This window comes from Paenibacillus sp. S02 (assembly GCF_019454065.1).
Classification (GTDB): Bacteria; Bacillota; Bacilli; order Paenibacillales; family Paenibacillaceae; genus Paenibacillus; species Paenibacillus polymyxa_B.
On record NZ_CP073682.1, the window covers coordinates 4,210,917 to 4,234,958 of the forward strand.

The 24,042-nt window shown below is 43.0% G+C and carries 20 protein-coding genes; 4 read left to right on the forward strand and 16 right to left on the reverse strand.

Going from position 1 to position 24,042, the window contains the following annotated elements; all coding sequences use genetic code 11:
* Window positions 1–102: 102 nt before the first annotated feature.
* The 9 genes from KAI36_RS18690 to KAI36_RS18730 form a co-directional block, all read right to left on the reverse strand.
* Window positions 103–663 carry a DEAD/DEAH box helicase family protein gene (locus KAI36_RS18690; protein ID WP_220025694.1) on the reverse strand — a complete coding sequence of 187 codons (561 nt, stop codon included), beginning with the start codon at window positions 661–663 and terminating at the stop codon, window positions 103–105.
* A 220-nt stretch (window positions 664–883) separates the two neighbouring features.
* Window positions 884–1,498 (reverse strand): hypothetical protein, encoded by a 615-nt coding sequence (locus KAI36_RS18695; protein ID WP_220025695.1) that lies wholly within the window; start codon window positions 1,496–1,498, stop codon window positions 884–886.
* 218 nt (window positions 1,499–1,716) lie between these two features.
* Window positions 1,717–2,856 carry a tyrosine-type recombinase/integrase gene (locus tag KAI36_RS18700; RefSeq protein WP_220025696.1) on the reverse strand — a complete coding sequence of 380 codons (1,140 nt, stop codon included), beginning with the start codon at window positions 2,854–2,856 and terminating at the stop codon, window positions 1,717–1,719.
* Window positions 2,857–3,074: 218 nt separating this feature from the next.
* The gene (locus KAI36_RS18705; protein ID WP_220025697.1) at window positions 3,075–5,138 is read right to left on the reverse strand and encodes a methyl-accepting chemotaxis protein; all 2,064 of its coding nucleotides are present in this window, start codon (window positions 5,136–5,138) and stop codon (window positions 3,075–3,077) included.
* A 284-nt stretch (window positions 5,139–5,422) separates the two neighbouring features.
* The gene (locus KAI36_RS18710) at window positions 5,423–5,962 is read right to left on the reverse strand and encodes a CueP family metal-binding protein (protein WP_220025698.1); all 540 of its coding nucleotides are present in this window, start codon (window positions 5,960–5,962) and stop codon (window positions 5,423–5,425) included.
* 228 nt (window positions 5,963–6,190) lie between these two features.
* On the reverse strand, window positions 6,191–8,578 hold the full coding sequence (locus tag KAI36_RS18715; RefSeq protein ID WP_220025699.1) for a polyprenyl synthetase family protein: 2,388 nt from the start codon (window positions 8,576–8,578) through the stop codon (window positions 6,191–6,193).
* Window positions 8,579–8,798: 220 nt separating this feature from the next.
* Complete coding sequence (locus KAI36_RS18720; RefSeq protein WP_220025700.1) at window positions 8,799–9,719, reverse strand: hypothetical protein; 921 nt, start codon at window positions 9,717–9,719, stop codon at window positions 8,799–8,801.
* A 161-nt stretch (window positions 9,720–9,880) separates the two neighbouring features.
* On the reverse strand, window positions 9,881–10,834 hold the full coding sequence (locus KAI36_RS18725; protein ID WP_220028168.1) for an ADP-ribosylglycohydrolase family protein: 954 nt from the start codon (window positions 10,832–10,834) through the stop codon (window positions 9,881–9,883).
* 81 nt (window positions 10,835–10,915) lie between these two features.
* Window positions 10,916–12,001: a hypothetical protein gene (locus KAI36_RS18730; RefSeq protein ID WP_220025701.1), complete on the reverse strand. Its 1,086-nt coding sequence runs from the start codon at window positions 11,999–12,001 to the stop codon at window positions 10,916–10,918.
* Window positions 12,002–12,569: 568 nt separating this feature from the next.
* On the opposite strand from KAI36_RS18730, the gene KAI36_RS18735 reads away from it, so the two are divergent.
* Both KAI36_RS18735 and KAI36_RS18740 read left to right on the forward strand, forming a co-directional pair.
* Complete coding sequence (locus tag KAI36_RS18735) at window positions 12,570–13,220, forward strand: hypothetical protein (protein ID WP_220025702.1); 651 nt, start codon at window positions 12,570–12,572, stop codon at window positions 13,218–13,220.
* 32 nt (window positions 13,221–13,252) lie between these two features.
* Entirely contained in the window at window positions 13,253–13,852 is a 600-nt protein-coding gene (locus KAI36_RS18740) for a DUF1697 domain-containing protein (protein ID WP_220025703.1), read from the forward strand.
* Window positions 13,853–13,936: 84 nt separating this feature from the next.
* Here KAI36_RS18740 and KAI36_RS18745 read toward each other — a convergent pair whose 3' ends face one another.
* Window positions 13,937–15,682, reverse strand: coding sequence for a methyl-accepting chemotaxis protein (locus KAI36_RS18745; protein WP_220025704.1), 1,746 nt, complete (start codon window positions 15,680–15,682; stop codon window positions 13,937–13,939).
* 353 nt (window positions 15,683–16,035) lie between these two features.
* Between KAI36_RS18745 and KAI36_RS18750 the strand changes: the two genes are divergently transcribed.
* Window positions 16,036–16,620 carry an RBBP9/YdeN family alpha/beta hydrolase gene (locus KAI36_RS18750; RefSeq protein ID WP_220025705.1) on the forward strand — a complete coding sequence of 195 codons (585 nt, stop codon included), beginning with the start codon at window positions 16,036–16,038 and terminating at the stop codon, window positions 16,618–16,620.
* Window positions 16,621–16,859: 239 nt separating this feature from the next.
* Window positions 16,860–18,737 carry a helix-turn-helix domain-containing protein gene (locus tag KAI36_RS18755; protein WP_220025706.1) on the forward strand — a complete coding sequence of 626 codons (1,878 nt, stop codon included), beginning with the start codon at window positions 16,860–16,862 and terminating at the stop codon, window positions 18,735–18,737.
* A gap of 87 nt (window positions 18,738–18,824) precedes the next feature.
* Here KAI36_RS18755 and KAI36_RS18760 read toward each other — a convergent pair whose 3' ends face one another.
* The 6 genes from KAI36_RS18760 to KAI36_RS18785 form a co-directional block, all read right to left on the reverse strand.
* Window positions 18,825–19,361: an SMI1/KNR4 family protein gene (locus tag KAI36_RS18760; protein WP_220025707.1), complete on the reverse strand. Its 537-nt coding sequence runs from the start codon at window positions 19,359–19,361 to the stop codon at window positions 18,825–18,827.
* 56 nt (window positions 19,362–19,417) lie between these two features.
* Window positions 19,418–20,077: a DUF2625 domain-containing protein gene (locus KAI36_RS18765; RefSeq protein WP_220025708.1), complete on the reverse strand. Its 660-nt coding sequence runs from the start codon at window positions 20,075–20,077 to the stop codon at window positions 19,418–19,420.
* Window positions 20,078–20,113: 36 nt separating this feature from the next.
* Window positions 20,114–20,632: a hypothetical protein gene (locus tag KAI36_RS18770; RefSeq protein ID WP_220025709.1), complete on the reverse strand. Its 519-nt coding sequence runs from the start codon at window positions 20,630–20,632 to the stop codon at window positions 20,114–20,116.
* Between the two features lie 35 nt (window positions 20,633–20,667).
* Window positions 20,668–21,819 carry an immunity 26/phosphotriesterase HocA family protein gene (locus KAI36_RS18775; protein WP_220025710.1) on the reverse strand — a complete coding sequence of 384 codons (1,152 nt, stop codon included), beginning with the start codon at window positions 21,817–21,819 and terminating at the stop codon, window positions 20,668–20,670.
* Between the two features lie 90 nt (window positions 21,820–21,909).
* Window positions 21,910–22,911, reverse strand: coding sequence for a phosphotransferase enzyme family protein (locus KAI36_RS18780; protein WP_220025711.1), 1,002 nt, complete (start codon window positions 22,909–22,911; stop codon window positions 21,910–21,912).
* Window positions 22,912–23,005: 94 nt separating this feature from the next.
* Entirely contained in the window at window positions 23,006–24,004 is a 999-nt protein-coding gene (locus KAI36_RS18785; RefSeq protein WP_025721023.1) for an AraC family transcriptional regulator, read from the reverse strand.
* Between the last annotated feature and the right edge of the window lie 38 nt (window positions 24,005–24,042).

The following is a 24,042-nucleotide window of genomic DNA, read 5'->3' on the forward strand; positions in this document are numbered from 1 at the left end:
ATTCCTCCCTGAAATCCATCCGCAGACCAAGGCTCCCTTGGGAGCCGTAGCATGAATATTATGTTATACGAAGGATCATTTTTCTTTGATAGACTCTCTACCTTAAAACTTAAATCTTTCTTTTATCATTTCAGCTACCTGATTTGCTTCCAACCCACTGTTGTTAATCCTTATATAATTTTGTTTAGTAATCTCTCCGGGTAATGAATTCAACCTATGTTTTTCATGAGTTTCAATCAACTCAGCCTCCGACCACTCCACATTTCGTTTAGTTGGTTTATGTATCAATCTATTCTCAGTCGTATTTCGTTTTTTTCGTTCTTCCAAGTCGGCCTCTAGTTCAACCAAGTACACGGTTCCTCCTCTCGATTCAAATAGGTTTGAAACCTGCTCAATGTAGTTCCAATCACTTTGAAGATCAAATGCCCATACAAACGTAAATATGAGTCCTTCCAGTTCACTTTTGGACACTTCTTCAAAAATCTCTTGCCTGATTAGACTAACCAGACGCTTTCCGGCAGGTGTGCCGTAATCAAAAAATAGAGACACAAAATCAATAGACATGTGATTATGAAATAGTTTTAAATCTGTTGTTGCTTCTAAACATTGCCCTACTGTCATCTTCCCCACTGCTTGGGGGCCAAAGATTATAACCATCTTCATTTAAATAACCTCCATCATAAATTTCACTCTAATGATCTTTCGTATAACGTTTCTGTATTCATGAAACCCAAAGGGGTTGTCTGCTGAAATTCTCCTTCGAAATCCATCCAGCAGACCAAGGCTTTGTCAGGAGCCGCAGCTTGAATATTATGTTATGCGTAGTTACTTCCCAGCATTGTGTACACCCTCAATCCATTATTGGATTCATTGTATTTTAATCCTATTTATTCAATTTATATTTTCTTACTTCTTTTGTTTGAGTATAAATTGCTGTTAAATAGCTATTGTCAATACCTTCGATAATTCTATCTAGTATTCCTTGCTTTAATGAATTCTTCTGTAATGACTTCGAAAAATTCTGAATACTAACACTTTTTTTTGCAATCTCAAAGATCTTTTCAAACAGTTCTCCTGCTTTCTTTATATCAGATCCATCCGAATCTAATTCAATTATTATTCGTTTGGTTTTGCTAAAATGTCCCCTATCATATTCCAATAAAATAAGCACTGGATTGTATGGATAATCAATCATAAAATCATCTTCCAATTTATTCAGGAATTTAAGATATACTTCTCTACCGAAATAGTAGTTTTTCTTTTTTATAGTTATTTTTTCATTATTACCATGGAAGTCTTCCTCTAAATATCCTGGTAAATAAAAATTAATATATCTGTCTGATTTATAGTCGAATCTATCAATATAATTCAAGATATAATCTCTACATCTCTGTTGATTAAAGTCTGCCACTAATAAACCAAAAGTTACTGGAATGCTATTATCTTCTCGACGTTTGATTTCATGAACTAATCTATCATACTGTCCTAATGGCCACATAAACATCCTCCATAACTATCATTGAATCTTAAAATCTTGGAATCGGACAAAATAAAAGCTGTTTTGTTTATTCTTCTTCGAATTCTATTCTACAATCTAGCCTATAGTAATTACGCATAACGTATTATTTACGAACTTCCGAAAGAATGCTCTCTTCGTCATATTCACGAACTTCGTGAATCCTGCACTTTGTTCCTTATTCCGGCACTTTCTGCGTTTCAATCCTCCAGCCCGCTCATCCGATCCAACGGACTTTGAATCCGCCCAATGTCCCGTCTGCTCACATGTGTATACCGCTCCGTTGTTCGCACACTCTGATGCCCCAGCAGTTCCTGAATATAGCGAAGATCAATCCCATTCTCCAGCAAGTGGGTCGCAAAGGAATGCCTTAGCGAATGGATACTCGCCTGTTTGCGAATGCCCGCTTCAGCCAGCGCTTTTTCAAACACTTTCTGCGCTGAACGTTCCGTCAGGTGGCGGCCTTCCCTCTGCCCAGGAAACAGCCAGTCTGCTGGCTGCTCCACCCCTATATACTGCTCGACCACCGCAAAAGCCGCTTCGGATAGCAGCGTTTGCCGATCCTTCCTGCCCTTTCCCTGACGAACTTTCAGTACTTTCCGTTCACGGTCGCAGTCTTCAAGACGCAACCTCACCACTTCGCTTACCCGCAGCCCGGATGTATACGTCAGGTACAGAATAGCCTTATGCTTTAGATTTTTCACTACTTTCAACAGACGCATGACCTCATTCAGGGACAGCACATCCGGTAGTTTACTCTCCTTTTTCGGACGAACATAGGCGGAGGATTTGGGCTGCTTTAGCACATGGCGAAAATAAAATTTCAACGCACTGATCGCTTGGTTAACATAAGCGTGCGAAAGACCTTTTTCGAGCAGCACCAGCGCATATTTTTGCACCACCGCATCATTTATGCTTGCTTCGGTCCCTTGCAATCCGGCAAAAAAGCGTTCCGTTTGCGATATGTATGCTTTTATCGTCTTGCTGCTGTACCCCCTTGCTACCAATGCATCGCGCAATTCTTGCCGCTGATCCAGATTCCATTCACCTCGTTCCGAAGAAGAGGGAAACGCATTAGCCTGCGTGTCCCGTCGATTCAGCCATTCCCGGATGTACGGTAGTTCTTTATTCAAGCGCTCGTCGTACTCGAACTTACAACTCCGATACGCTTCTAACAGGCTTTTTACAGCCGAGATACTGTACGGAATCGCCCAGATTTTTTCGTCTGGAACCCATTTCCTGCCTGGTATGGATCGAATCCCTTCTCGCTCCTTGACTCCGTATCGCTCCAACCGTACGCCGATCGTTTTTTCATCCCGATAAAGTAGGTTTATCTTCATCTCACTTGCCTCCTTAGTATATCAGCCGTTCAAAAAATTGGAAATCTAATTTTACACAAAAAAAGGGACTTAAGATGGATATTCATCTTAAGTCCCTGATTCTTTCAGAGTAAATTATTGATCCATTAAGTCCAATTTACATTATCATAAAATGTCTTACCTTTATTTGTCCAGTTCCTCCGTCACATCATCCCATAGCATCGCCGCCACCTACCATGCTACTCAACCTTAAACTGTTTTAATTCGTCTTGAAGCTTATTGGACAATTGATTTAATTGTTTGGATAGTTCAGCAACCTGTCCGAAGCTTTCCAATTGTTCCTGCGTGCTGGCGCTGACCTCTTCGGTTGAAGCGGAATTCTCTTCTGTGGTAGAAGAGATGATCTCTAGCGCCTGCAAAATCTCATCTTTGTGCTTGTGGACTTTGGAAGTGTTGGTGCTGATCTGGATCATTCGCAATTTCAAATCTTCCAAATCCTTGTTAATGCTAAAGAATACTTGCTTCGTGTCCTCCACCGATCTGGCATTTTCTTCTGCAATTTTCAGACCGTGAACCGTATGCTCAACCGATACGCTGGTTTTTTCTTCAATCACACGTACCTTCTTGTAGATTTCCTGTGTCGCCAGTGCAGTCTGCTCAGCCAGCTTGCGAACCTCCCCGGCAACCACAGCAAACCCTTTGCCCTGTTCTCCTGCACGTGCAGCTTCAATGGAAGCATTGAGCGCCAGCAGGTTGGTCTGCGTTGCAATTTGGTTAACCGTATCCACGATGCTGGAAATCTCATAACGGCTCAGATCAATCTCCTGAATAATAGACGACATCGCTTGTGTGGAATTGTGATTTTCTTCCGCCCATCTGGATAACTGATCTACTACCGCAAGCCCCTGTCCGCTTTGCTCAGCAGAGATTTGTACCATCGTTTCGATGGCTTTGGCATCATTGGCAATTTCGTCAATTTGGCCGGATAATGCTCCGGTTTTTTGTAAAATGTTATCCGTTTCAATAGATTGGTAGTTCGTTGCATTGGCAATTTCATTAATTGCTGTCGCAGTATCGTTCATCGTAATCGCCGTTCTGGAAGAAATGGATTGCAAATCATGAGAAGACTGATTCAACACTTGAGCTGAGCCACCCACCATTTGGAGCATGCCTTGAATTTTTTGAACCATATTGTAAATTCCCTGAGAAATTTGCCCGATTTCATTGTTGGATTGCGTATCAAACTGAACGGTCAAATCTCCATTTTCAATCAGCTTGATTTTTGCAAGCAATTTCGGGATTGATCTCAACAGATAACGGAGCGTTATATAACAAATCACAACGAGCAGGATGGTGGCTGCCGCAAAACCGCCAATGGTAAGCCAGGTAAAGGTTTTTAATTCTGTGAGCACCTCTTCTTCAGAAATGGTTAAGCCTACAGACCACCCCGTATCTTTACTGGTTGCATACCCAATATAACGACGTTCCCCATTATCATTAATTAGCTGTACTCCGGACTCACCAGCAATCATTTTCTTTCCAATCTCCCCAAGATCACCTGTGCTTTCGTTAATCTTTTCTTTCAGCACTTTATTTTGATCGGGGTGATACAAAATATCTCCTGTTTTGGACGCAAGAATCGAATAACCTGTGCTTCCAAGCGAATAGCTTTGCATAACGGCAGGGATGTCTTTGAAAGCAATATCAACTGCAGCAAATCCGATTAATTGGTTACTGCTATCTTTAATCGGATAGAAAATGCCCATGAGCACATTACCCGAATTGACGTCCTTATAGGGTTCTGAGTAGTATAAACCGTCCGCTTCAACAGCTGGCTTGAAGTATGGGCGTGTATGGATATCAAAATCCGGTTTAGAAGCAACACCATCATTCTGAAGAAAGAAGCCTTTACCAGATATTCCTGCAATCCAGGCGTCGGCAAAAGATGGCTCTGCCTTTACAATGGCTGCCAGAGTCGCTACTGTTTCCGCAGCATAAGGAGAAGTTTTCACCATTTCTGCCGATGGGGTGGTTTCTAAATATTGCTTAAAAAGATTGTTCGTTGACATTTGTTTGACAAGTGATCCCTTTTCCTTAAACAACGCATCGAATTGAGTGACAACGGCCTGCGTCTTGGTCTGGAGCATGGCCTCTTGCTGCTTGACAAGTATGCTTTGCGTGCTTGCAAACATGAACGTCCCCAAGGTTGCAAAGACGACAACGATAATGACTAACAAGACCATGGCCAATGTGTTGGCGATGCTGGATGATCTAACTACGCGCTTCTTAATATTTTGTGACATGCTGCCATCTCCCCGAGGAATATTGAGCGAAAAGCTCTTAGATAATATGTCGGAAGTTTGCAGTTGTTTTAATAGGTTTTTAGTATACACAATTTAAAGTTTCGCTATCTGATTCCTCATAGATTCCCTCCCAACCTGTTCGGTAACTCCAGCAAAAGATTAGGGCAGCACAAAGAGCCTCCGTCAGACGTAGGCTCTTTACTAAAAGCTATATATGAGAACGCAGGGCTTTGCGGATTTAGAGCGTTTCAGCGATCCGTAAGCTCACCCCTCATCCTCCGTCGTTAACCCAACTGCATCGTTGTGATACACGTATCGTTTTTTTCATATGTAGAGAATTCAGTTTCAGCCGTTTTACCTTCATGATTCACGCTAATACGGTATGTTTTATCCCTCGGTAGCCATAGATCAATAAAACCATTGGATTGTGATTTCATGGCGGCATTCTCCATGATGACATTCCCTTCGGAGTCGTGAACGGTCACATTGAACGCTCCGTTTTTTATTTCGCCTTGGCAGCCTGTTAGACTATGAGTTGCACAAGGGTGGGTCTGTTCCACATATGGTGCAATCGAAACAAAAAACTCGTTGTCAGGCAAATCATAATTCATGGTCTGAGTATCGTCCCCTGTGACAATCAACTGACTGGAATTAATGGAAGCGGACTGGGCTGTTGCCTTGCCTGCACTGATATCATGCACCAATTGCTTGATATCTGTCGTCTCGTGGTTTTCCGCCCCTTCTTTCTGAATATTCCCTGCAATTAGGTACGTCCCCAATGCGGCAACAACCAACCCTGAAGCGACCAAGATTCCTTTTTTCATCTGGAGTTCATCTCCTCGTCTGTTTTGTATTATTATAAGGGAGAATGCACCATAATGGGCAAAATGGGGTGCTGAAGTCACCAGATATTCACATATCTGTGTTGTGTGCTCAGACATATTTATATCACATTAGAGGATTACCGATGAGCGAAGGAACATGAGCAGTTCTTCTGTCCAACGTAAAAATACCCCATTACTCTTGTGGAGCAATGGGGTACACTCGTTTTTTTAACGGTCCCTGTTCACGACATAATGTATTAAGTGCTTCAGAAAAGCAATATTACGTGGGATTTCTTCCAATGCTTCCATCGCGAGGCAATAGTGTTCCCACATCTCTTTACTAGCACCTTCAAGACCAAGGATGGACACGAAATTCGAATTGTTATTATCAGAATCTTGGCCAACAGGTTTTCCGAGTAAGAGCATATCTCCTTCCACATCAAGCAAATCATCTTTAATCTGAAAAGCAATCCCCATATGATAGGCAAATTTCTTCAAAGCAGCAATTTCCGACTCCTTGACCTGTGCAAGCATGGCTGGCATAACCAGACAAGCCTCAAACGCCACCCCTGTTTTGTAAAAGCACACCATATTCAGCTGCTCCAAGGTCAGTGCCTTTCCTTTGGAATCCAGATCCATCGCCTGACCCATACACATATCCTCTGCCTTACGGGCCGAGTATTGTATCAAAGCAAGCACCGTTTCAGCATTGAACTGGTCAAGTGACGATTGTTCCCCAATCGCCTTCTGGATCAGAAACAGACCGGTTAATTCTGCGGTAGCGCTATTGTGCACCTGATGCAAGGTCTGACGCCCTCTACGGGTAGACGCATTATCCTGGGAAGGCAGATCATCAAAGATCAGGGAGGCTGTATGCATATACTCCAGTGATCTCAGAAGCGGCACGATTGCCGATGCATCTAATCCATATTCGTTCACGCCCATGACCCAAGTCAATATAGGCCGTATCCGCTTCCCGTCCCCTTCGAGACTGTAATTTGCAGCCTCAATAAGCTGTTCTTTCATGGCCGGAATTCCTTGAGGCTTGGTAATTTTCAATTGGTTGTTAATCTGTTCACGGACCATTTTGACCGTATTGAAAAAGTCTTCCTTTTCCCTCGCATCGTTTTTCAGATGGGTAATCATCTGGTCCCGAAGCAGCTTATCTAAGAAATCTACATCATCCGCTTTTTGTACCATCTTCTGAATGAGATTATTAAATTCCGGATTTCCGGATGCAAAGATCTCCATCGTTTCATTATACTTTTCAATACCTACACGTTCTTTATAACGTTTGAGTCCATTCATTGCACGATCCAGTATCACCTCACGAGCCATGGCATCGGAGTCATATACGTTATGGATCAAATAGGAAATAACCGCCCAGTATAATTCAAAGGGATTGATAAGATCCGATCTCTGATGATGATATTTTAAATAGTAGGTATAGGGTGTTACCGCACCGTCTCTCATATCGTCAACCATATCCGCAAAATCATCAGCAAGCTGGTTATAGATACCATAAAAGAATGTTCGTTGCTCAAAACCCTCATCCGCAGGAGCACTAATCACGGAACGGACAATCAATCGGGACGAAGAAGACTTCAAAATCACGGGTATATAAAGCTCTTCATTGGTATAAGTAGCTCGCGTTAGGTCCTTAACACGGTCAATATCTTGAGCATGAAAAAAGACATAGGACTGCTCGAAAAAGGTTTGCTGTGTGTCTGGCCGCTGATGTTCCTTAATATACTCAAATGCATCCGAGAGCTCCGAATGTATGTATTGAATCAACTCCATATGATTTCCGGTCCAATCGCCCAACTCAGGCACAGATCCACTAAGAAGCGCGGCACGTATCATACGGGAATATTGTTCTTTCTCTTGAACGGTCAAAACCTGGGAATCGAGAAGATCATCAATGAAAGGATAGGTTAGACCATAGGAGTACCCAAGCCTGATGGCCTCATCAAGTCTGCGAGCACGTTCCACAGGCAACACTGTATCGTCCATTTCTTCCATCACATGCAAAATAACCCCGGTAATGATCTTAATCAGTTTGCGCTGGGCTTGCTCGGCATCCATCTCCTTGGGAATATGGGAGGATACGGACCTAAGTTTGTTAATCACCCAGATTATCGCGGTTTCTATACCTTCCCTCTGGGCCCACCGATACACCCCGGCCAAATTCATAAATTCCGGTTGGTCTCCTCCGTTTGCATTGGTGGATTGGATCAAGTGTTTTTTTACGTCTGCAATGACACGCTGAATCCGGGTATGTGTGTCAGGAGAATCCAGAGCTTTGCCTAGGTCCCTCATATAAATATAGGAGACACTTCGGTCCAGATAATCATCCAATTTGCCTGTATAATTCAGCCATTGAATGTATCTATTATAGTCCCCAGTATCAGGTTTTCTCTTTCTCCGTGAAAAAAAGGATAACCATGAGGAATGATGAAGATGATTTTTTTTCCACTTTTGAATGTCTTCTGTCAGGGTAGTCACATAAGATTTATCTAAGACCTGATCATAAAGTAATGCAAAATACTGGATCGCCTTCCGCTCAGCCAGCTGATATCCTGTATTGGCTTGTAATTTTTCATTCATATGGTGCATTACCTCAACTTCTCATTTTGTTAAACATGGTTGTATTTCTCCCTGAGGGAACGAACTTGGATCATGTTTTTATCTTTATACGGAAAAAAAACTGTAAGGTTACGAAATTATCATGCTGCTTATCGATACCCCCTCTTTGGCAATATCCATGAATTTAAACCAAGAATATAGGCTCAAATTACTTCCAATCAACAAAAAAAACCACGTCTGACGTGGGTTTTTATGCTAACTCTTCAACAGCCACCTGGTACAACAGAGAACCTTCACGGAGCAGCAGGCGGTTTTTTCTGAAATCCTGTTCGTGCGGCTGAAGAAACCTTTGATCGTCATTTAAAAAACGGATGTTTTGCCCTTTGCTAAAACTACCTGGCTTCACATTCTTTTTCAGGACATATTGTCCACTCTTTCCATACCCGCCGTCGAATAAAAAGTGATATCCATCTGTAGCCACCCCAGAGCAGCTGGAAATCCTCGGATTCATAAACGTAATATTCGTACGGTCGCTACCGGAAATGCACCCTAATGAAAAGTCTGAATAGTAATAAAACCAGATTTCCTGTTCGCTGACCACGTTCAAAGCATAGCAATCATGAATGTCTGCCGCTTGGTTCTCATATATTTTGTGTCCCTCTTTATTCCAGGCGACAAGGCCGGAGGACCCCACAGGCTCATTCCAACCATAATTCCCAAATATACCTTCATCAAAATAACTGGTCCAGATCGTACCTTCCTCTGTAACCTGAACACTCTGGATACCGTCCCCAAGCAGCAGTTCATTTACGGTACGGCCTTCATAATCAATAATTTTACCATTTAAATCGTATTGACCAGGTCCATAATAATGACAACGCGCTCCGACGAGCAGCAGGTGATGATGTAGAGGCTGTATATAATGATAGTTGAACTGCTGCCCCTCCAAACACACCTCTTCAATGTGATCGTCTAGAATGAGTATCTTGTAAGTACATCTGTCTTTAAGAGAGGCAGGTGTGAACATCCCCCGCACTCGTTCTGGGACTTTATCAATTAGCAAAATATACACGCGTCCATCAGGGCCAAATTGGGTCGAAACGATCTCAAACCCTTTAATATCATTGGAAATATCAGCAAATGAATGAATCTGTTTATATTGATGTGACAATGTAGTTCCTCCTCCGAAAGGTCAATAAAGTGAAGTGTTATTTGTATTGAACTCATTTTGTCATAACGGCATGTTGCTGAGTAGGGCGGAAGTATGGCGATATAGCAAACAAAAAAACAAGCTGGGTTCTGCTTCATAAGAAAAGCAGCCCAGCTTGATCTTTATTGATGTTCCCCTTGGAGCGTTTGGTCCTTCTCAACCTTCTGCCATAAAGCCTCAGTCAGTTCATCTATCGTCTCCTTCATCGCCAGCTTCTCGCGCCAACGATTCGGGATCCCGCTTATTCCATAATAAGCTCCTGCAATTTGCCCGTACACTGCCCCGGTCGTATCGGCATCATCACCCAGATTCACTGCCAGCAGTGCCCCCTCTTCAAATGAAGTCGAATGGTGAAATGCCCACAACGCAGCCTCAAGGGAACGAATGACATACCCGGTTCCTTGTATTTCGGGCGGCTCTTTATACCGGTAAGATCCCTGAATTATTTCTTCAATGGCTGCCGAATAAGCGGGCTCGTTCTGCCGCCACTTATAACAGACGTCCGCTGATAACATGGATTCTTTATCCGCTCCTCGCAGACCTGCTACAAGGATTGAAGCAAGCACAGCACAGGCCTCCACACTTTCGACTGCTCCATGGGTGGTTCGCGAGCTCATCTCAGCGTACAACACCGCCTCTTCCGGACGGTTCGCATAGGCCATAGCCACAGGTGCAAGCCTCATAATAGAGCCATTGCCGGCAGTCATGGGGTCAACGGAACCGCTGTACGGATCTCCAGTAGCTTCGAAGCGATGCAGTGCTGCTCTCGTTGCACCACCGATATCAAAACACGTTCCCGTACTGCTCATATATCCCAAGTGGTACCAATTGGTGTATCGGCGCATTTGGTCTGCTGGATCAAAGCCATCTTTTCGCACCATACTCTCGGCCAAGCAGAGCGCCATCGACGTATCGTCCGTCCACTGGCCCGGCTTTAACCCAAAGACACCGCCGCCCACGATATCCGTTACAGGTTCAAATGTACCTGGACTGCTGAATTCCACAGTGGTTCCCAAAGCATCGCCCACGGCCAGCCCAACCAGGCATCCCAAAAAACGATCCTTGATAAGTGCCATTTTGGTTTTACGCCCCTTTTCAAATGTAATAACTAACGCATATTTTCCCATCTCGCCAGGAAGGAAGCCCGACACTGCCATTTATTCGTAGCTTAAGGCCTTACAACGACTATCCGGTTTCAATTCAATGAAAATTCCTGCCTCTTGATGGTAAACGAGTGGAAACCGCTCCGTATCTACATATTCCCGCACACCGCTTGAAAGCCGCCATACCTGAAGCGGGACTCCTTTTCCCCATAAGAATAATCGGTCACCGCAAATGGCCATATCCGCTTGGGGGTAAGGAAAAACCCCGTCTTCAACAGGCTTACAATTTAGGGATGGGATCGCTGGAAGCACACGCCGGTACCCGGGCTGGGTCATATCGAATAGGACAACAGCCGGTTCAACTCCTTCCTCTCCCCAATCTTTCTCCTCCAGCAAATCGGCATCCATCTGTCCCCAAACCGCCAATGTATCGGGTCCTGTCCAGTATACCGGCCCATCCCAATCTATGGTTTGCCAAAGATGGCGAACCGACGGACCGTTCTCCGATTCCCATGGGTTCATCAGCCAATCCGATAACGACCAAGTTCGAACCACTCCAATCGGAGCCCACACCCATCCCGTATCCGCAATCCACTTTCCCCCTGGTGAAATCAGCAGACTCCCATGAAAATAATCTAGATAGTGCTCATTTTTGCTTTCGCTGTTATACACAGGGGTAGGTCTTGCTGTCAAAAGCATGCCTGTTTCTACATCCGTCAGATCAAGCCGGTTCCATTCCGTCCCATGAACAAGAATGCATGCACCATCTTGGTGTACAAATGCCAGGGGAAACATGCTTTTATCGTAGTGATATTCGTCCCGTGATAATTGCATTTTTTCTTGAGCATGGACTAAATCATACACTGCCGCATGCCGTCCAAAACGATTGGAGATTGCTACGTAGCTGCCGTCAGAACTGGTAACCATTTGGACAGGTTGCATGGGATTAAAATCAGGAATACAAATACGTGTGCACAATTCTGCGCTGCCAGAGCGAAGTTCTAGTCTCCACAGTTCTGCTTGTGTGTTTAGTGCCAGCAGGGTTATGCTTTCCTGAGAGTCACCCTTTAGTGGATGAATGGCTGTAAGGCGTCCGATAGACGGTGGTAAATCAGGTAAAGAAACGTGATGGAATGGCATCATTAAACCCCTTTTATTCTTGATAAATAATAATCTATACCCGCATTTATGAAGCTGGATTTATCAACAAAAAATCTGATATCAAGCAATGCAGTCAATACTTTCATAAAAACTCCCGGTTTTTTCTTGCAAAATAATTTAAGATATGTAATTTCGCTAGGATTACTTTTGAGAACAAAATAGGAATAGTTCATCAAGATCAAATGGGAGATGAACTGCTCTGTTGGAGATTGATGCTCATTGATACAGTCTATCAGCACCTCTAATACCCTATTTTTATTAGTTCATGACTTAAATCAGAAATACGCTCATTAAAATAAGCTCTTAATTTGTAATCGTATATTTTAGAAAATGACATGCTTATCCTCCTTACAAGTAAGCCTGAGCATATTAAACTAAGTACAAAACATTTTCGAACTCCTATATTGTAAAATTAATCTGGATAGACTGGCAAGGCGACACAATTACAGAAACGTATGTTCTCCATGTCTATATTATGATATCTTTACGATAGAAGTAAAACGTGATGTCAAAGGTCATAGCCTACAATTAGAAAGGAATGCAACCTATGAAACAGTTAAGCGAAGCTCTGGCCCGTTTTGTACAACAACAAAACTTATATAATGAAGCCTACGGGCTGTTCCAAGACCACGACATCCAGCCCCGGACGGAGAACCTAACAGATTGCTGGGACAGACGGATTCCCGTATCCCCTGAGCTTGAGTACCTGTATAGCCATTATGAAATGATCGATGCTAAGGCAGCAGGAACACACAAATTGAAAAATGCGGCAGTTGAAATCGGGGATGCAGCTGTCCTCTTTTTTGCTGCACCAGAACACCTGTATCGCCAACAACTAGGCTATCGCTGGATTACATCTGGTGAGTTTGTCCAAGAATCTTCTTCGTGGCCGCCCCATCATGTCGTGATTGCAAATTTTAATGACGATCCAGTCATTGTCGATACTAGCGCACCCGATTCCCCTGTATATGCTGCTTTTGAAGGTGGGGCAGCGCAGCAGGTTGCCGACTCTTTAGCTAACTTCTTTACGGCTCTTTCCATCCTGATCGAAAGTGCCTGCACCTTTAAGGGAGAATTGAAAGATGAGGACACATACGAAACCAAAGCAGAATATATCGAGCACGTAAAACCATTGCTGCATCCGCTGTTGAACGAAAATCAAACCACGTATTTAATGGAATACCTATCCCTTTGTTAGAAATCCTTTTTTTGAAGAGAGGTGGAGCTTATATGATCTATATCGCATTACTGCGGGGCATCAATGTTGGCGGCAACAACAAGATCGAGATGAAGAAGCTCAAGCAAACGTTTGAAAATGCAGGTTTGGGGCATGTGACGACTTACATTAATTCTGGAAACATTATTTTTTCTAGTCAGACCCAGTCTAACCAGGAGCTTTCACTCATATTGGAACAGGCAATTCTGGAGGATTTTAGCTTACCCATCCGCGTCATCGTCCGTAACATGAAAGAGATTCAGAGCATTATGGAGGCACTGCCGAATGAATGGTCTAATGATACACAGATGAAAAGTGATGTAATGTTTCTGTGGGATGAAATTAACGATATTTCCGTTCTGGACAAGCTTCCTTTAAAAACGGGAATAGGCCATGTAATATATACAACCGGGGCCGTTCTGTATTCTGTCAGCAAAGAACAAGTCACAAAAAGCGGGTTAGCGAAATTAGTCGGCACCAAGCTGTATCAGCAAATGACGGTGCGGAATGTGAACACAACTCGTCAGATTTATAAGCTGATGCAAATGGCTGAACAGGAAGAGTTACGGGATACGAGCTCTGACCGTAATCCAAAAGCAATCTTGGAAGAGTAAACTCAAAAAGGGAGCCTTTTTTACGGCTCCCCAACTGTTTTTCTTCGATGTAATTTTTTCCCTAGTCTTTGTGTATTGGCCTCGTTATATTTTAAAACCTTCGACCAGTTCATTCAGTCGGGCCGCGCTTTCCTTCACCTGATCAGACTGGTGTGCCACTTCAAGAGATTTCTCCGTCGATGAAACCATATTCTCTGCAATGTGCTGAGTGGATATAGCAGACTGTTCGCTGGCTGTTGCAATCTCATGGATCGCTCTCACCATGGTTTGGATGGTTGCATTCACCTGCTTAGAGGTGGCGTTCAAATCATTGACCGTGTTCGTATGCTCCACGGCATCATTGTAATATTGTCCTGCTGTGTCCTCAAGCAGCTGATAATCCTTGCCCACCTGGGCTTGCAGGAAGTGCAGTAATTCTTCGGCATTAGTAGTTAAATTCTCTACAGATTGCACAACTTCTTGAGTAACACTCTGAATTTGGTCTACCGCGTGTTTGGAGCCGTCTGCCAACTTGCGAATCTCGTTAGCCACAACCGCAAACCCTCGACCTGACTCACCCGCACGAGCCGCTTCAATGGATGCATTTAGAGCCAGCAAATTGGTTTGTGCCGTAATTTCTAAGATAGACTGAGAAAGTAAACGAATTTGGTCTACAGCCTTGGCTCGTTCTAGCGCTTCCTTCATCTTTTCATTGGCCTTCCGGTAAATCTCCTTGGCCGCTTTATTGGATTCACTAGCCGCATGCTTCAATGTTTCGGCTTTTACACTTGTATCATTGGCAGACTGAGCTCTTTCTTGAGTTTTAACCGAAATGTACTCTGCTGCCCGCTGCATTTCTTCCGCAGAATGATTCATGTTCTCGGTGTATGCCGAAGTCTCTTCCATAGCTGCTGACAGCTGTTCGACCGTGGCAGATACATCTCTAATCCGCTCATTGAGATCTGTCATATTATAATTCGTCTGATCACTCAGTTGGTTAATTTGGCGTGACTCATTGATAACCCCCGTAATGACCATTGAGGTTGAATCTGTCATTTGTTGAATGGCACGAGCAATGACAGCGATCTCATTATTTCCTTTGAGCAAGGTAGGATCAAGTGCTGCCGTTAAATTCCCTTGGGTGATCTCCTCACAGTATTTCGTAATTGTACTCATCCGAAAACGGATATTTCGAATGGCCGCAAAGGAGATGGTGATAAGAATAGCCAGCACGAGTGCCAGAACCGTGATCAAAACAATTGTACGCATTTTAATCTCATTTTGCGTATTTTGATATAAGTTGGCGGATTGCTCATTGTTATAATCTGAAATCGTAGTCAACATCGTAACAATTGCCGTACTGGATTTATTAATCCGGCCTCTCTCTTCCGTGTCATACGTTCCGCTATTTTTTTTGACTGCCATGATTTGCTCAATATCCTGATAATATGTGTCTATACTCCCCCGTAGTTCCTCGTACAATTTCTGTTCCTTAGCATCCAAATTCCTTTGTGAGAATTCATTTAGTCCGGTTGTAACGCTATCTTTTCCTTTCTGCACCTGCTTATACTGTTTATCTGTGTACTCCTTATTGTCGAGTATTTTTGTATAATTAGCCCGCATATTATAGAAATCACTTTTGACTTCAAGAATATTCGTTTGGTGTTGAAAGCGATCCACATACAAAATACCTTGACCCTCTTTAGCTTGATACATACCGATAACCCCAACCAACGATACAATGAGCAAACCCACTAAGCTGATTATAATCATGGAGATCATCGTTGTCGTAACCTTTAAATCTCTAAAACCCTTCCCTTTTTTAGTCCTGTCTAATAGCTTGTTACTCATCCAAACCCCTCCAGATCGTCTATGGATAATAGTTCACGCTGCTCTCAACTTTCACGAGTTTCCGCTCGGTCTCCTTGACATTGCCCTCCAAACAACACAATGAAGCAGATCACAGAACGTGATGATATATATATTTATATATATCGGTAGAAAGCGCTTAAATTTATAAGTAAGATAACAGTGATGCAAAAATAAAGAATATTCTGATAGCCAAATTCATTTGCGGACTTGCTATGTAACTCAAAATTTTAGATACTCATGGGCTTAAAGAATTTGCTAAACTAGAAGAGGAGTCCTTACACGAAGTAGGGCACATATAAACAACGAACGCTAATGATGGGAGAGAAAGTATTGTGACAAACATACAAAATAAAAAACAAGTATATATAATCCACGGATACACAGCTTCGCCAGCCGATCATTGGTTCCCTTGGTTACAAGACAAATTACAGGAAGATGGGGTATCGGTAGATATACTGGAGATGCCCAATTCGCAATCCCCCAAACTTAATGAGTGGATCGAGCATCTATTACAAAATATTAAAGTTCTACATAAAGACACCTATTTTATTGGTCATAGCTTGGGATGTGTATCCATATTAAGATACCTACAGCAAGTAAGTATCCCAGAACCACTTGGTGGTCTCGTTTTCGTTTCCGGTTTTACTGATCCAGTGCCGAGTCTACCGTCATTAGATGAATTTACAAATGGCCATTTGGATTATCAGCAAATCATGGATTCGCTAAAAGCGCGTTCAGTTATCGCTTCAAAGGATGACACAATTGTGCCCTTTGTACTCAGTAAGAAACTAGCTGAAGACATCCAAGCCGATTTCCATGAAGTAGACCATGGAGGACACTTTTTAAAAAGTGACGGTTTTACCACCTTACCGATGGTATATCAAGTGTTAATTGAAATGATGAATGCAAATGAGTAGTGTTACAAGCTCTAGCTCAAGTTCTGTGTGGAGCATGTGATGTGTGACGACTCTTGTAAACATTCCATGCCACCCGCAAGATGGATAAGGCGAGAAAAGTGTCCAACTTGCGGGTTATAAAACACAGCTGGATGAATCATGGGGAATAAAGCTTATGATTATCTAATAACAACCGAATTTACAGCTCCTCTTCCACACTGCAACAGCAGTTTTAACTTATATTATTTCGAGGTGTTTTTATGGAGTGGCTGGAAACGATCAAATTATGGAACCAAATACCGGTTAAAGTGCTGGACATTCGTCATTTTAAGATGAAGCCTGGAGAAAAACTGAGTGCCTATTCCCTGCCTTCAAACGGATTTCTATTTGCCAATCAAGGAGAAGCCAGATTAATACTGGATGAAGTCGAAACCTCATCAGCCAAGTTTCAGGTTCTTCACGGCGGAAAAGGAGCCAATCTTAACATCTGGTGCTTAAACCACCCGTTTGAATATTACCTCATTTTATACAAACCCGTTCAAAAGCAAGCGGATCAGCCTTCACATAAACTAGAAGATCCTATGGCTCTATTTAGACAACAATATGCGTTTCAGGCCCTCTATCCGCTCCCCCTGATATCGCTTGTGGAGCAGATGAATAATCAGTGGGCAAAGAGAAATGAGTTGGATAAGCTACAAGTGAATGGATTGTTCTATCAGTTCGTACATGAACAGTTTCGTCAATTACAGATGAAAGAGGTCAAAATATCCGAGCCGGATTTAGCTACACAAATAGCCCAATATATTCAAGAGCATTTCCAAAAACCAATAGCTATGGAGGCAATGGCTAAACATTTTCATTACAGTACCCACTACCTCGTAAAGGTGTTTAAGCGGAAATATGGATGCAGCCCCATCGAATATGTCGTTCAAACCCGCATCAACAGGGCCAAATCCTTATTGGCTGAAACAGATGCTTCTATTCGTGATGTTGCCGAACACGTTGGATATAACAATTTTTATTATTTTAGTCGACTCTTCAAAAAACAAACTGGCGAAACACCAACACAATTTAAAATGCACAGCTTTGTTCTAAAAGGTTCAACGAATACAAATTTTACACTCAAATCATTCATTGCTCCCCGATCAGGACAACGTTATATTGATAACAATGATAATCATTATCAACATGATGCTTGGAGAGTGGATGATATGAATGTTAGCTTTAAGCCTGCTTTTGCCGTTACCCTTTTGTTTAGCCTAACTCTGCTACTGGCAGCTTGCGGCGGCACGAGTGATGTTGCGAAATCAATTGAAACAAGACTGTATACGGATGCACTTGGTCGGCAGATAGAAATTCCTGTTCAACCCAAAAAGGCTGTTGTTATTACATACGGCGGTTATTTGCTTCCATTAGGCTTAAAACCGATAGGTGCTAATCAAGAAATACTCGATCTTTATCCTGATAAGATGGCTGATGTCCACAGTATAGGGAAAGGAACAGGAAATGTCGAAGCCATCTCCGCTTTAGGCCCGGATTTGATTATACTGCCAGACTTTCACGACAAAGCAACCTTTGAGCAATATCAAAAAATTGCCCCAACTATTGCAGTAGCATGGGGTGGTGATCCAGACGTGATCGATACATTGCGGACCTTTGGTGATATTATGAATCGGAAAAAAGAAGCAGAATCCTGGATTGCTAAGTTCGAGAATAAATTGCAGGATATTCGGGAGCAAACTCACATCCCTATTAAAGCAGATACTACCGCGATATCTTTCATTATTCACAAAGGAGAGGTACTGCTTGGAGGTGAGGGCGGTACACTTGGAAAATTGATTTATCAAGATTTCGGGTTCCAGATGCCTGAGCAATTCAAACCCTATGCCGATGGTGGTACGGCTCTTTCCATGGAGGCTCTAGTTCATCGTCCAGCCGATTATTTCATTACTCAAATGACAGATCAAGAGTTGACACAAATGAAAGAGCTGTTCAGCGAACCTGTATATCAGACAATTCCTGCTGTCAAACGTAATCACATTATTAATGTGTCTCGTGATAAATGGAACTATGGTCCCTATCTGGTGGATGAGGCCGTCGATTCGTTGATCGAACAAATAGCTCAAATTCAGTCATAGGGATATACGCATACGGCACAATAGCGAGAAGTCCAATTCTATGGACTTCTCGCTATTGGCTATATATTGGGCAGAATCATGCAGGTATCAATACAATGCCCATTTTTCCGTACACAGCTCTATAAATGAATGGGCAACCTGTTCACATTCGTCATACCCTAAACTGCCAGAATGAGCAAAAAGAACGGGATACTCATTGTTTCTTTTTTCCTCTCTCATATCAAACATATAGTGGTTTCCGCACCCATCCATCGCAAACGACACAGCACCCGGCATATATTCCGGCAGCTCGTAGGCAAGGTTCATTTCTCTCAAATCTTCGGTATTAAAAAACTGAAAATAGCGTTCACCATTTTGAAACTCCCCGCCGTTAGAGTATTTCAAAAAATCCATATAGCTGTCAGGAAATTGCCCTTGGGGCAGAAGCCAGCCCACAGGATCTAAAGGTTTATATTGATCATGGAATGGAGACGACTTTGGAAAAGGGTTCACTTGTCTTTGCTTGATTTCGTGAATCTCTTGCTCGGATAGCTTTATGTTCCATGTTTTCAAAAAATTAGCGATTTGATCATCAGTTGCTTCCTGACTTTTTACAAACGGTTGTTCAAATTGAATACTCCACATATGTGCCAACCTCCATGCCTTGATGCCTCTAAGAGTTGTTATTTCTACCGAGCAAGCTATTCCTTATCCACTACCGCCTGCCATGCTTTTGTAATGTCTATAGGCGACTTGCTGCTGGTCTCCCCTCCACCTTCCTGGGTCCATAGCGGGGGATAATATGCAAATACCTCTCCCGGCTGAAGTTGCTCCATATCCTTCTGCCAACCGTTCCAGCGGAATGTCTGGTAGAACAAGCCCAAATCTCCCTCAGCCAACCAGCTCAAGAAACCGGAATAGGCCAGCTCAGTGGATTCCCATTCCAATGCATCTGGTGCAAAATAGTAGATATGACCGCTACGTCCGAATTTCCCTATATCCAACCCAAAAAATCCACCTGCTGCATCATAGGCAACAATCAGCATCCCCTCAAGCGCAGGAACACTTTTCGACTCTTGAAGCCCGTTCCATGAGGTCAAGCTACCGAAAATTCCAGAGCCACCCGCACCCAGCAAGGTGATCCAACCGTAATCAAACACGATTCCTCCTGTCTCATAGGCAACTGTTCCCAAATACGATTTCGTACTCACCTGCAAACGGTACAGCGCGTCCCCCGTAGCGGATTTCGATTCGGCCGATACAATGTGATGTGAATTCCGGCCTTCTTTCAGAATATTTCTGACCTCTTCCCATGCATGGTTATCCTTATCTACCAGTTCATCAACAGTTAAAGTATGCATGTTCATTCCCCTTCCCGCATATCCCAAAATTCACTTTCAACCTGCGAACTGATTTTTCAAAACCTGCGTTTGATCTAAAATCACCCACTGATTCACTTCGTCGTATCCTTTTACAATGGCCGTGACCTCATGCTTCGGATACATCCACTCGGATGGTGTCTTTTCCTCATATGTACGAGTGTCTGACAATCCGACCGCATGATGCTGGAAAATATGAATAAGCGTACCGTGTGGGAAAAATGCTTCAATATAACCCTTTACCTTAGTTCCAACGGGCAGTGCATTTTTGATTTGATGCCATTCCTTGTTGAAGGTGTGAAGATAATTGGACCAGACTTCTTCAAACTCTTTTTTTGTAATTTGCGTATAATAGGGCTCTGTATCATCAATCGCTTGCTCAGCTAATAAGAAATGATACTGCTCGTGCTTGCGATTAGAGGTGATAGACGTGCCATCATCCTGGATGACAATTTGTCGATAGGCTATTCCATCCGAATCTATTTCAAAATACCAGGTTCCCATGCCTGGTTCCGGGCAATCCTTAAGATATTTCATGGGCTCCTCCTATTAAAAAATTCAATTCGTTTGTATCACTTTTTCCCGCCATAGGTTCTTGCCAAATATGCGAGATATTCCGAACGCGTCAGTCCTCCCGTTTGACGGTTGAACTCATCATACGAAATGTCTTCCGGGAATCCGAATTCGGCCAGTGCTTTTCGACGTTCATCCTGATGTAACGGATTATCCAGCGTTTTGTGCCACGCCCGCTCTTCCCAGGAGCCAAAACAGTCGGCAACGATACCTGAATAAGCACCGTTATTTGAAAATTTTCGCGAGGACTTGAACACGGTCTCCCCTTCCGGTTTGAAAACCGTGCCCGTTCCCCATGACAGACTATATGTTTTTTCTTTTCTACTATCCGTACTACAGCCATAGCCAATGGGGAATACAACATCCTCTTCCACTAACAGCTTATGTCCAACCCGCTCGTAGGCACCCCGCATAAAGGAATCATCCATAACAATCCAGGTTGTTTCGGATAACGGGGCGGATGTGATAGATTCCAAAGCTGTTGAACGGTCACGACTCGTAAACAAATATGGACGTACGAATAAAGGCATGGTCATGACACTGTTCCAAATGCTCTCCTCTGCAAACAACTGATCCTTTTGCATTTGGCGCAAATCTCCAACAACCAGTACATATCCATCTGTGAATAGGTCTATTTCCACACGAAAGATATCTCCTGGGATTGTTTTATAACGCTGGTTTTTCATATGCTTCAACCGGTCCAGCTTACGATCGTAATCCTTGGGCACAAGTGACGGATATTGCTGAAGCCAATCGATGATCTCTTCTTTACTATGTAAATGCTCACATCCCGTAATAGGGAGTTTCACACCCGTTTTACTATTCACAGCAGTAACATAACTAAGAGGACGATCCCTTCGAATGCCTGCTGAAAAGGTCACGCCTTCTGCCTTGATGCTCGAAACACTTGTGTAATTCAGCTTTTTCTCTTTGCCACGAGCCGTTTTAGGCAAAACAAATGCCCGATCACGAGTAAGAATCTCTACATCGGTTTCTCCATAAGTATCCTCAGTGGAAGAAATTCGCTTGCGAATTACGTCTCCATCCACACAAATATAGTATCCTTCTTTAATTTCTACCACATCCCAATGCTCTTCCAGCACCTCCAGCCCGAAGTACGGTCGTAACGCGTTCGTTAGCCAACTATTCATCTGTTCCTCCAGTTCCAAGTATATCTCAATGCACCCGGGTTCAATTTTCCCAAAGATTATAACATAACGTAGCATGTAGCTCGTTTATTCCTACACTGTTCCAGCTTGGACCAACTCCTCCTGAATCCAGCTACTGCTGGTAGAAAGCTGGAGCAAGTCGGCAGAGATCTGTTTGACCTGCTCTTGCAACACGTGTGACTGATCCGTTCCTTCCAGAAAGCGACTCAAAAAATGAAGAAATACGTCTACCTTCCTAAGCAGCATCAAAATAGGCAACGCATCAATCTCGGTGTGGCTTAAATGAACCTGGCGGCTGAAGCCCCGGCAAAAATCCCGAACTGCTGTCGTCTCCTCCGGTTGTCCCAAAAATCCTGATAAGATGACCGCCGGCTCCATGACCCGAACGTCTAGCGTACAAAATTCAAAATCAAGCAGTGCGGTTACTAGACTATGATCCGAATCCTTTACTAACAAATTGGAAGCGTTCAAGTCTCCATGTACAAGCTGATGCGGCAACTCTTCCAATGCATGAAGCGAATCTGTAATCTCTTCATAAGCTTTTCCTATTAATCGCAGCTCTTCATGCAAATCCTTTAGAGGCTCAGGCGGATGTAAACAAAAGCCTTGAACCGTTTCCCGGTTACACAATGGATAGGATTGCTGCAATGCATAATACGGTCGATAGACTGGAGTCATATCAAGATTGACTGTCGCAAGCACTGCCGATAATTCCCCTGTAGTCTCGCCAAAAGAATTGGCAAAGCTTGAATCCTGCTCCAGGGGTGATATGCCTTTTATGTATTCGAACAGACACACATATTTACCGCTTTCCTTCTCCAGCTGAGCGAGCGTCTCTCCCGTGATCGTCGGAATAGGCGTGGGTGTCCTGAACGATAGTGAATGCTTACTCAGCTCCTGCAAAACTGCATGCTCAAATTCAATTTTGTCCCGATCCTTGTGTGTATCGTAGACGCGCAGCACTCCGTTTCGCCCACCACTCTTAACAAAATACGTCGTATTATTCCAACCTCCGGCTCGTTTTTGCAGCGTACCGTTCCACTCCGGCCAATGCCGTCGTAGCATCGCTTCCAAGGATGTATCCTCCCTTATAAACACCAGCTTATGAATTTGCAGATATTATAACAAATATAGACGCCCATTAGAATTGGACGTCCTTGTATATCTTTCATTTCCTCAACTGTTTGTTTCGGATATTTTGAGGGGTAGCACCATACGCTGTTTTAAACTTTTTATAGAAAAAACTCATGCTGTTATATCCCACCTGTTTAAATATCATTTCGAACGGCAGATTGGTATTCACTACCAAAGAATAGGCTGCATTGAGTTTAATGTTGGCAATAAGCTGAGTGTAAGTAAGACCGGTTACTTTTTTTAACTTATTACTTAAATACGTACTATTGTAATTAAAATGGTTAGATAATTGCTGTAGGCTTAAATGCTGATAGTGCTCTTCCATGTAATTCAGAATAGAGGTAATATTATTTTCCTGCTGGTTTAAGTGAATATTATGCTCGCTTTCCAATACACGGACCAATTCTCCAAATACAATTTGCAAATAAGCCTTCACCAATTCCATCGAATCCTCTTGCCTGGAATAATATTCGATCAAGATCCTACGCAGTATATATTGAAGGTTTTCATTATGCTGCGACTCAAAAATAATAAAGTGATTATGGTGCTGATGCTGGAGGACAGAGTTGGCTAGAAATTCGCCAATCAGGCTTTTTTTCTTAGATAGCCGCTGCAGAAATAGGGATGAAATCGTTTCTCTTTGTAGCAAGATATTAATAAGTATATCGTCTTCTCCCAAAGGGGCGATGCTGTGGGGCACATCCTTATCCAGGACACATACTTGGCCTTCACAAAGCTGAATTTCTTTGCCTGCTATGATTTGGTTGCACTTACCTGAGTAAACATAGTTTAATTCAATAAATTCATGCATGTGCTCCAGCATCGGAGCAAATCTATTGTGTTTGCTAATATAAATATCATGTTCTCCGAAGAAAAATAAAGCGGGCATTCGATACATTTTCTGATTCATATCAAAAAATCGCTCATTTTCCGAATCCTTGGAGAGATCATTAATCACCTGATTGTTTTGCTGTTGTAAAAGTTCAATTTCCGTTTTGTTTCTCAGCAACTGATCCAACTCATGAAGGTTCATAAACACTGACTCCTCCTTCACTATATGATGGAAAACGG

Bases quoted from the DNA above. Each gene is read 5' to 3' on its own strand.
- KAI36_RS18690 (WP_220025694.1), bottom strand. From the start codon at position 663: ATGAAGATGGTTATAATCTTTGGCCCCCAAGCAGTGGGGAAGATGACA.
- KAI36_RS18695 (WP_220025695.1), bottom strand. From the start codon at position 1,498: ATGTGGCCATTAGGACAGTATGATAGATTAGTTCATGAAATCAAACGT.
- KAI36_RS18700 (WP_220025696.1), bottom strand. From the start codon at position 2,856: ATGAAGATAAACCTACTTTATCGGGATGAAAAAACGATCGGCGTACGG.
- KAI36_RS18705 (WP_220025697.1), bottom strand. From the start codon at position 5,138: ATGTCACAAAATATTAAGAAGCGCGTAGTTAGATCATCCAGCATCGCC.
- KAI36_RS18710 (WP_220025698.1), bottom strand. From the start codon at position 5,962: ATGAAAAAAGGAATCTTGGTCGCTTCAGGGTTGGTTGTTGCCGCATTG.
- KAI36_RS18715 (WP_220025699.1), bottom strand. From the start codon at position 8,578: ATGCACCATATGAATGAAAAATTACAAGCCAATACAGGATATCAGCTG.
- KAI36_RS18725 (WP_220028168.1), bottom strand. From the start codon at position 10,834: ATGGCACTTATCAAGGATCGTTTTTTGGGATGCCTGGTTGGGCTGGCC.
- KAI36_RS18730 (WP_220025701.1), bottom strand. From the start codon at position 12,001: ATGCCATTCCATCACGTTTCTTTACCTGATTTACCACCGTCTATCGGA.
- KAI36_RS18735 (WP_220025702.1), top strand. From the start codon at position 12,570: ATGAAACAGTTAAGCGAAGCTCTGGCCCGTTTTGTACAACAACAAAAC.
- KAI36_RS18740 (WP_220025703.1), top strand. From the start codon at position 13,253: ATGATCTATATCGCATTACTGCGGGGCATCAATGTTGGCGGCAACAAC.
- KAI36_RS18745 (WP_220025704.1), bottom strand. From the start codon at position 15,682: ATGAGTAACAAGCTATTAGACAGGACTAAAAAAGGGAAGGGTTTTAGA.
- KAI36_RS18755 (WP_220025706.1), top strand. From the start codon at position 16,860: ATGGAGTGGCTGGAAACGATCAAATTATGGAACCAAATACCGGTTAAA.
- KAI36_RS18760 (WP_220025707.1), bottom strand. From the start codon at position 19,361: ATGTGGAGTATTCAATTTGAACAACCGTTTGTAAAAAGTCAGGAAGCA.
- KAI36_RS18765 (WP_220025708.1), bottom strand. From the start codon at position 20,077: ATGCATACTTTAACTGTTGATGAACTGGTAGATAAGGATAACCATGCA.
- KAI36_RS18770 (WP_220025709.1), bottom strand. From the start codon at position 20,632: ATGAAATATCTTAAGGATTGCCCGGAACCAGGCATGGGAACCTGGTAT.
- KAI36_RS18775 (WP_220025710.1), bottom strand. From the start codon at position 21,819: ATGAATAGTTGGCTAACGAACGCGTTACGACCGTACTTCGGGCTGGAG.
- KAI36_RS18785 (WP_025721023.1), bottom strand. From the start codon at position 24,004: ATGAACCTTCATGAGTTGGATCAGTTGCTGAGAAACAAAACGGAAATT.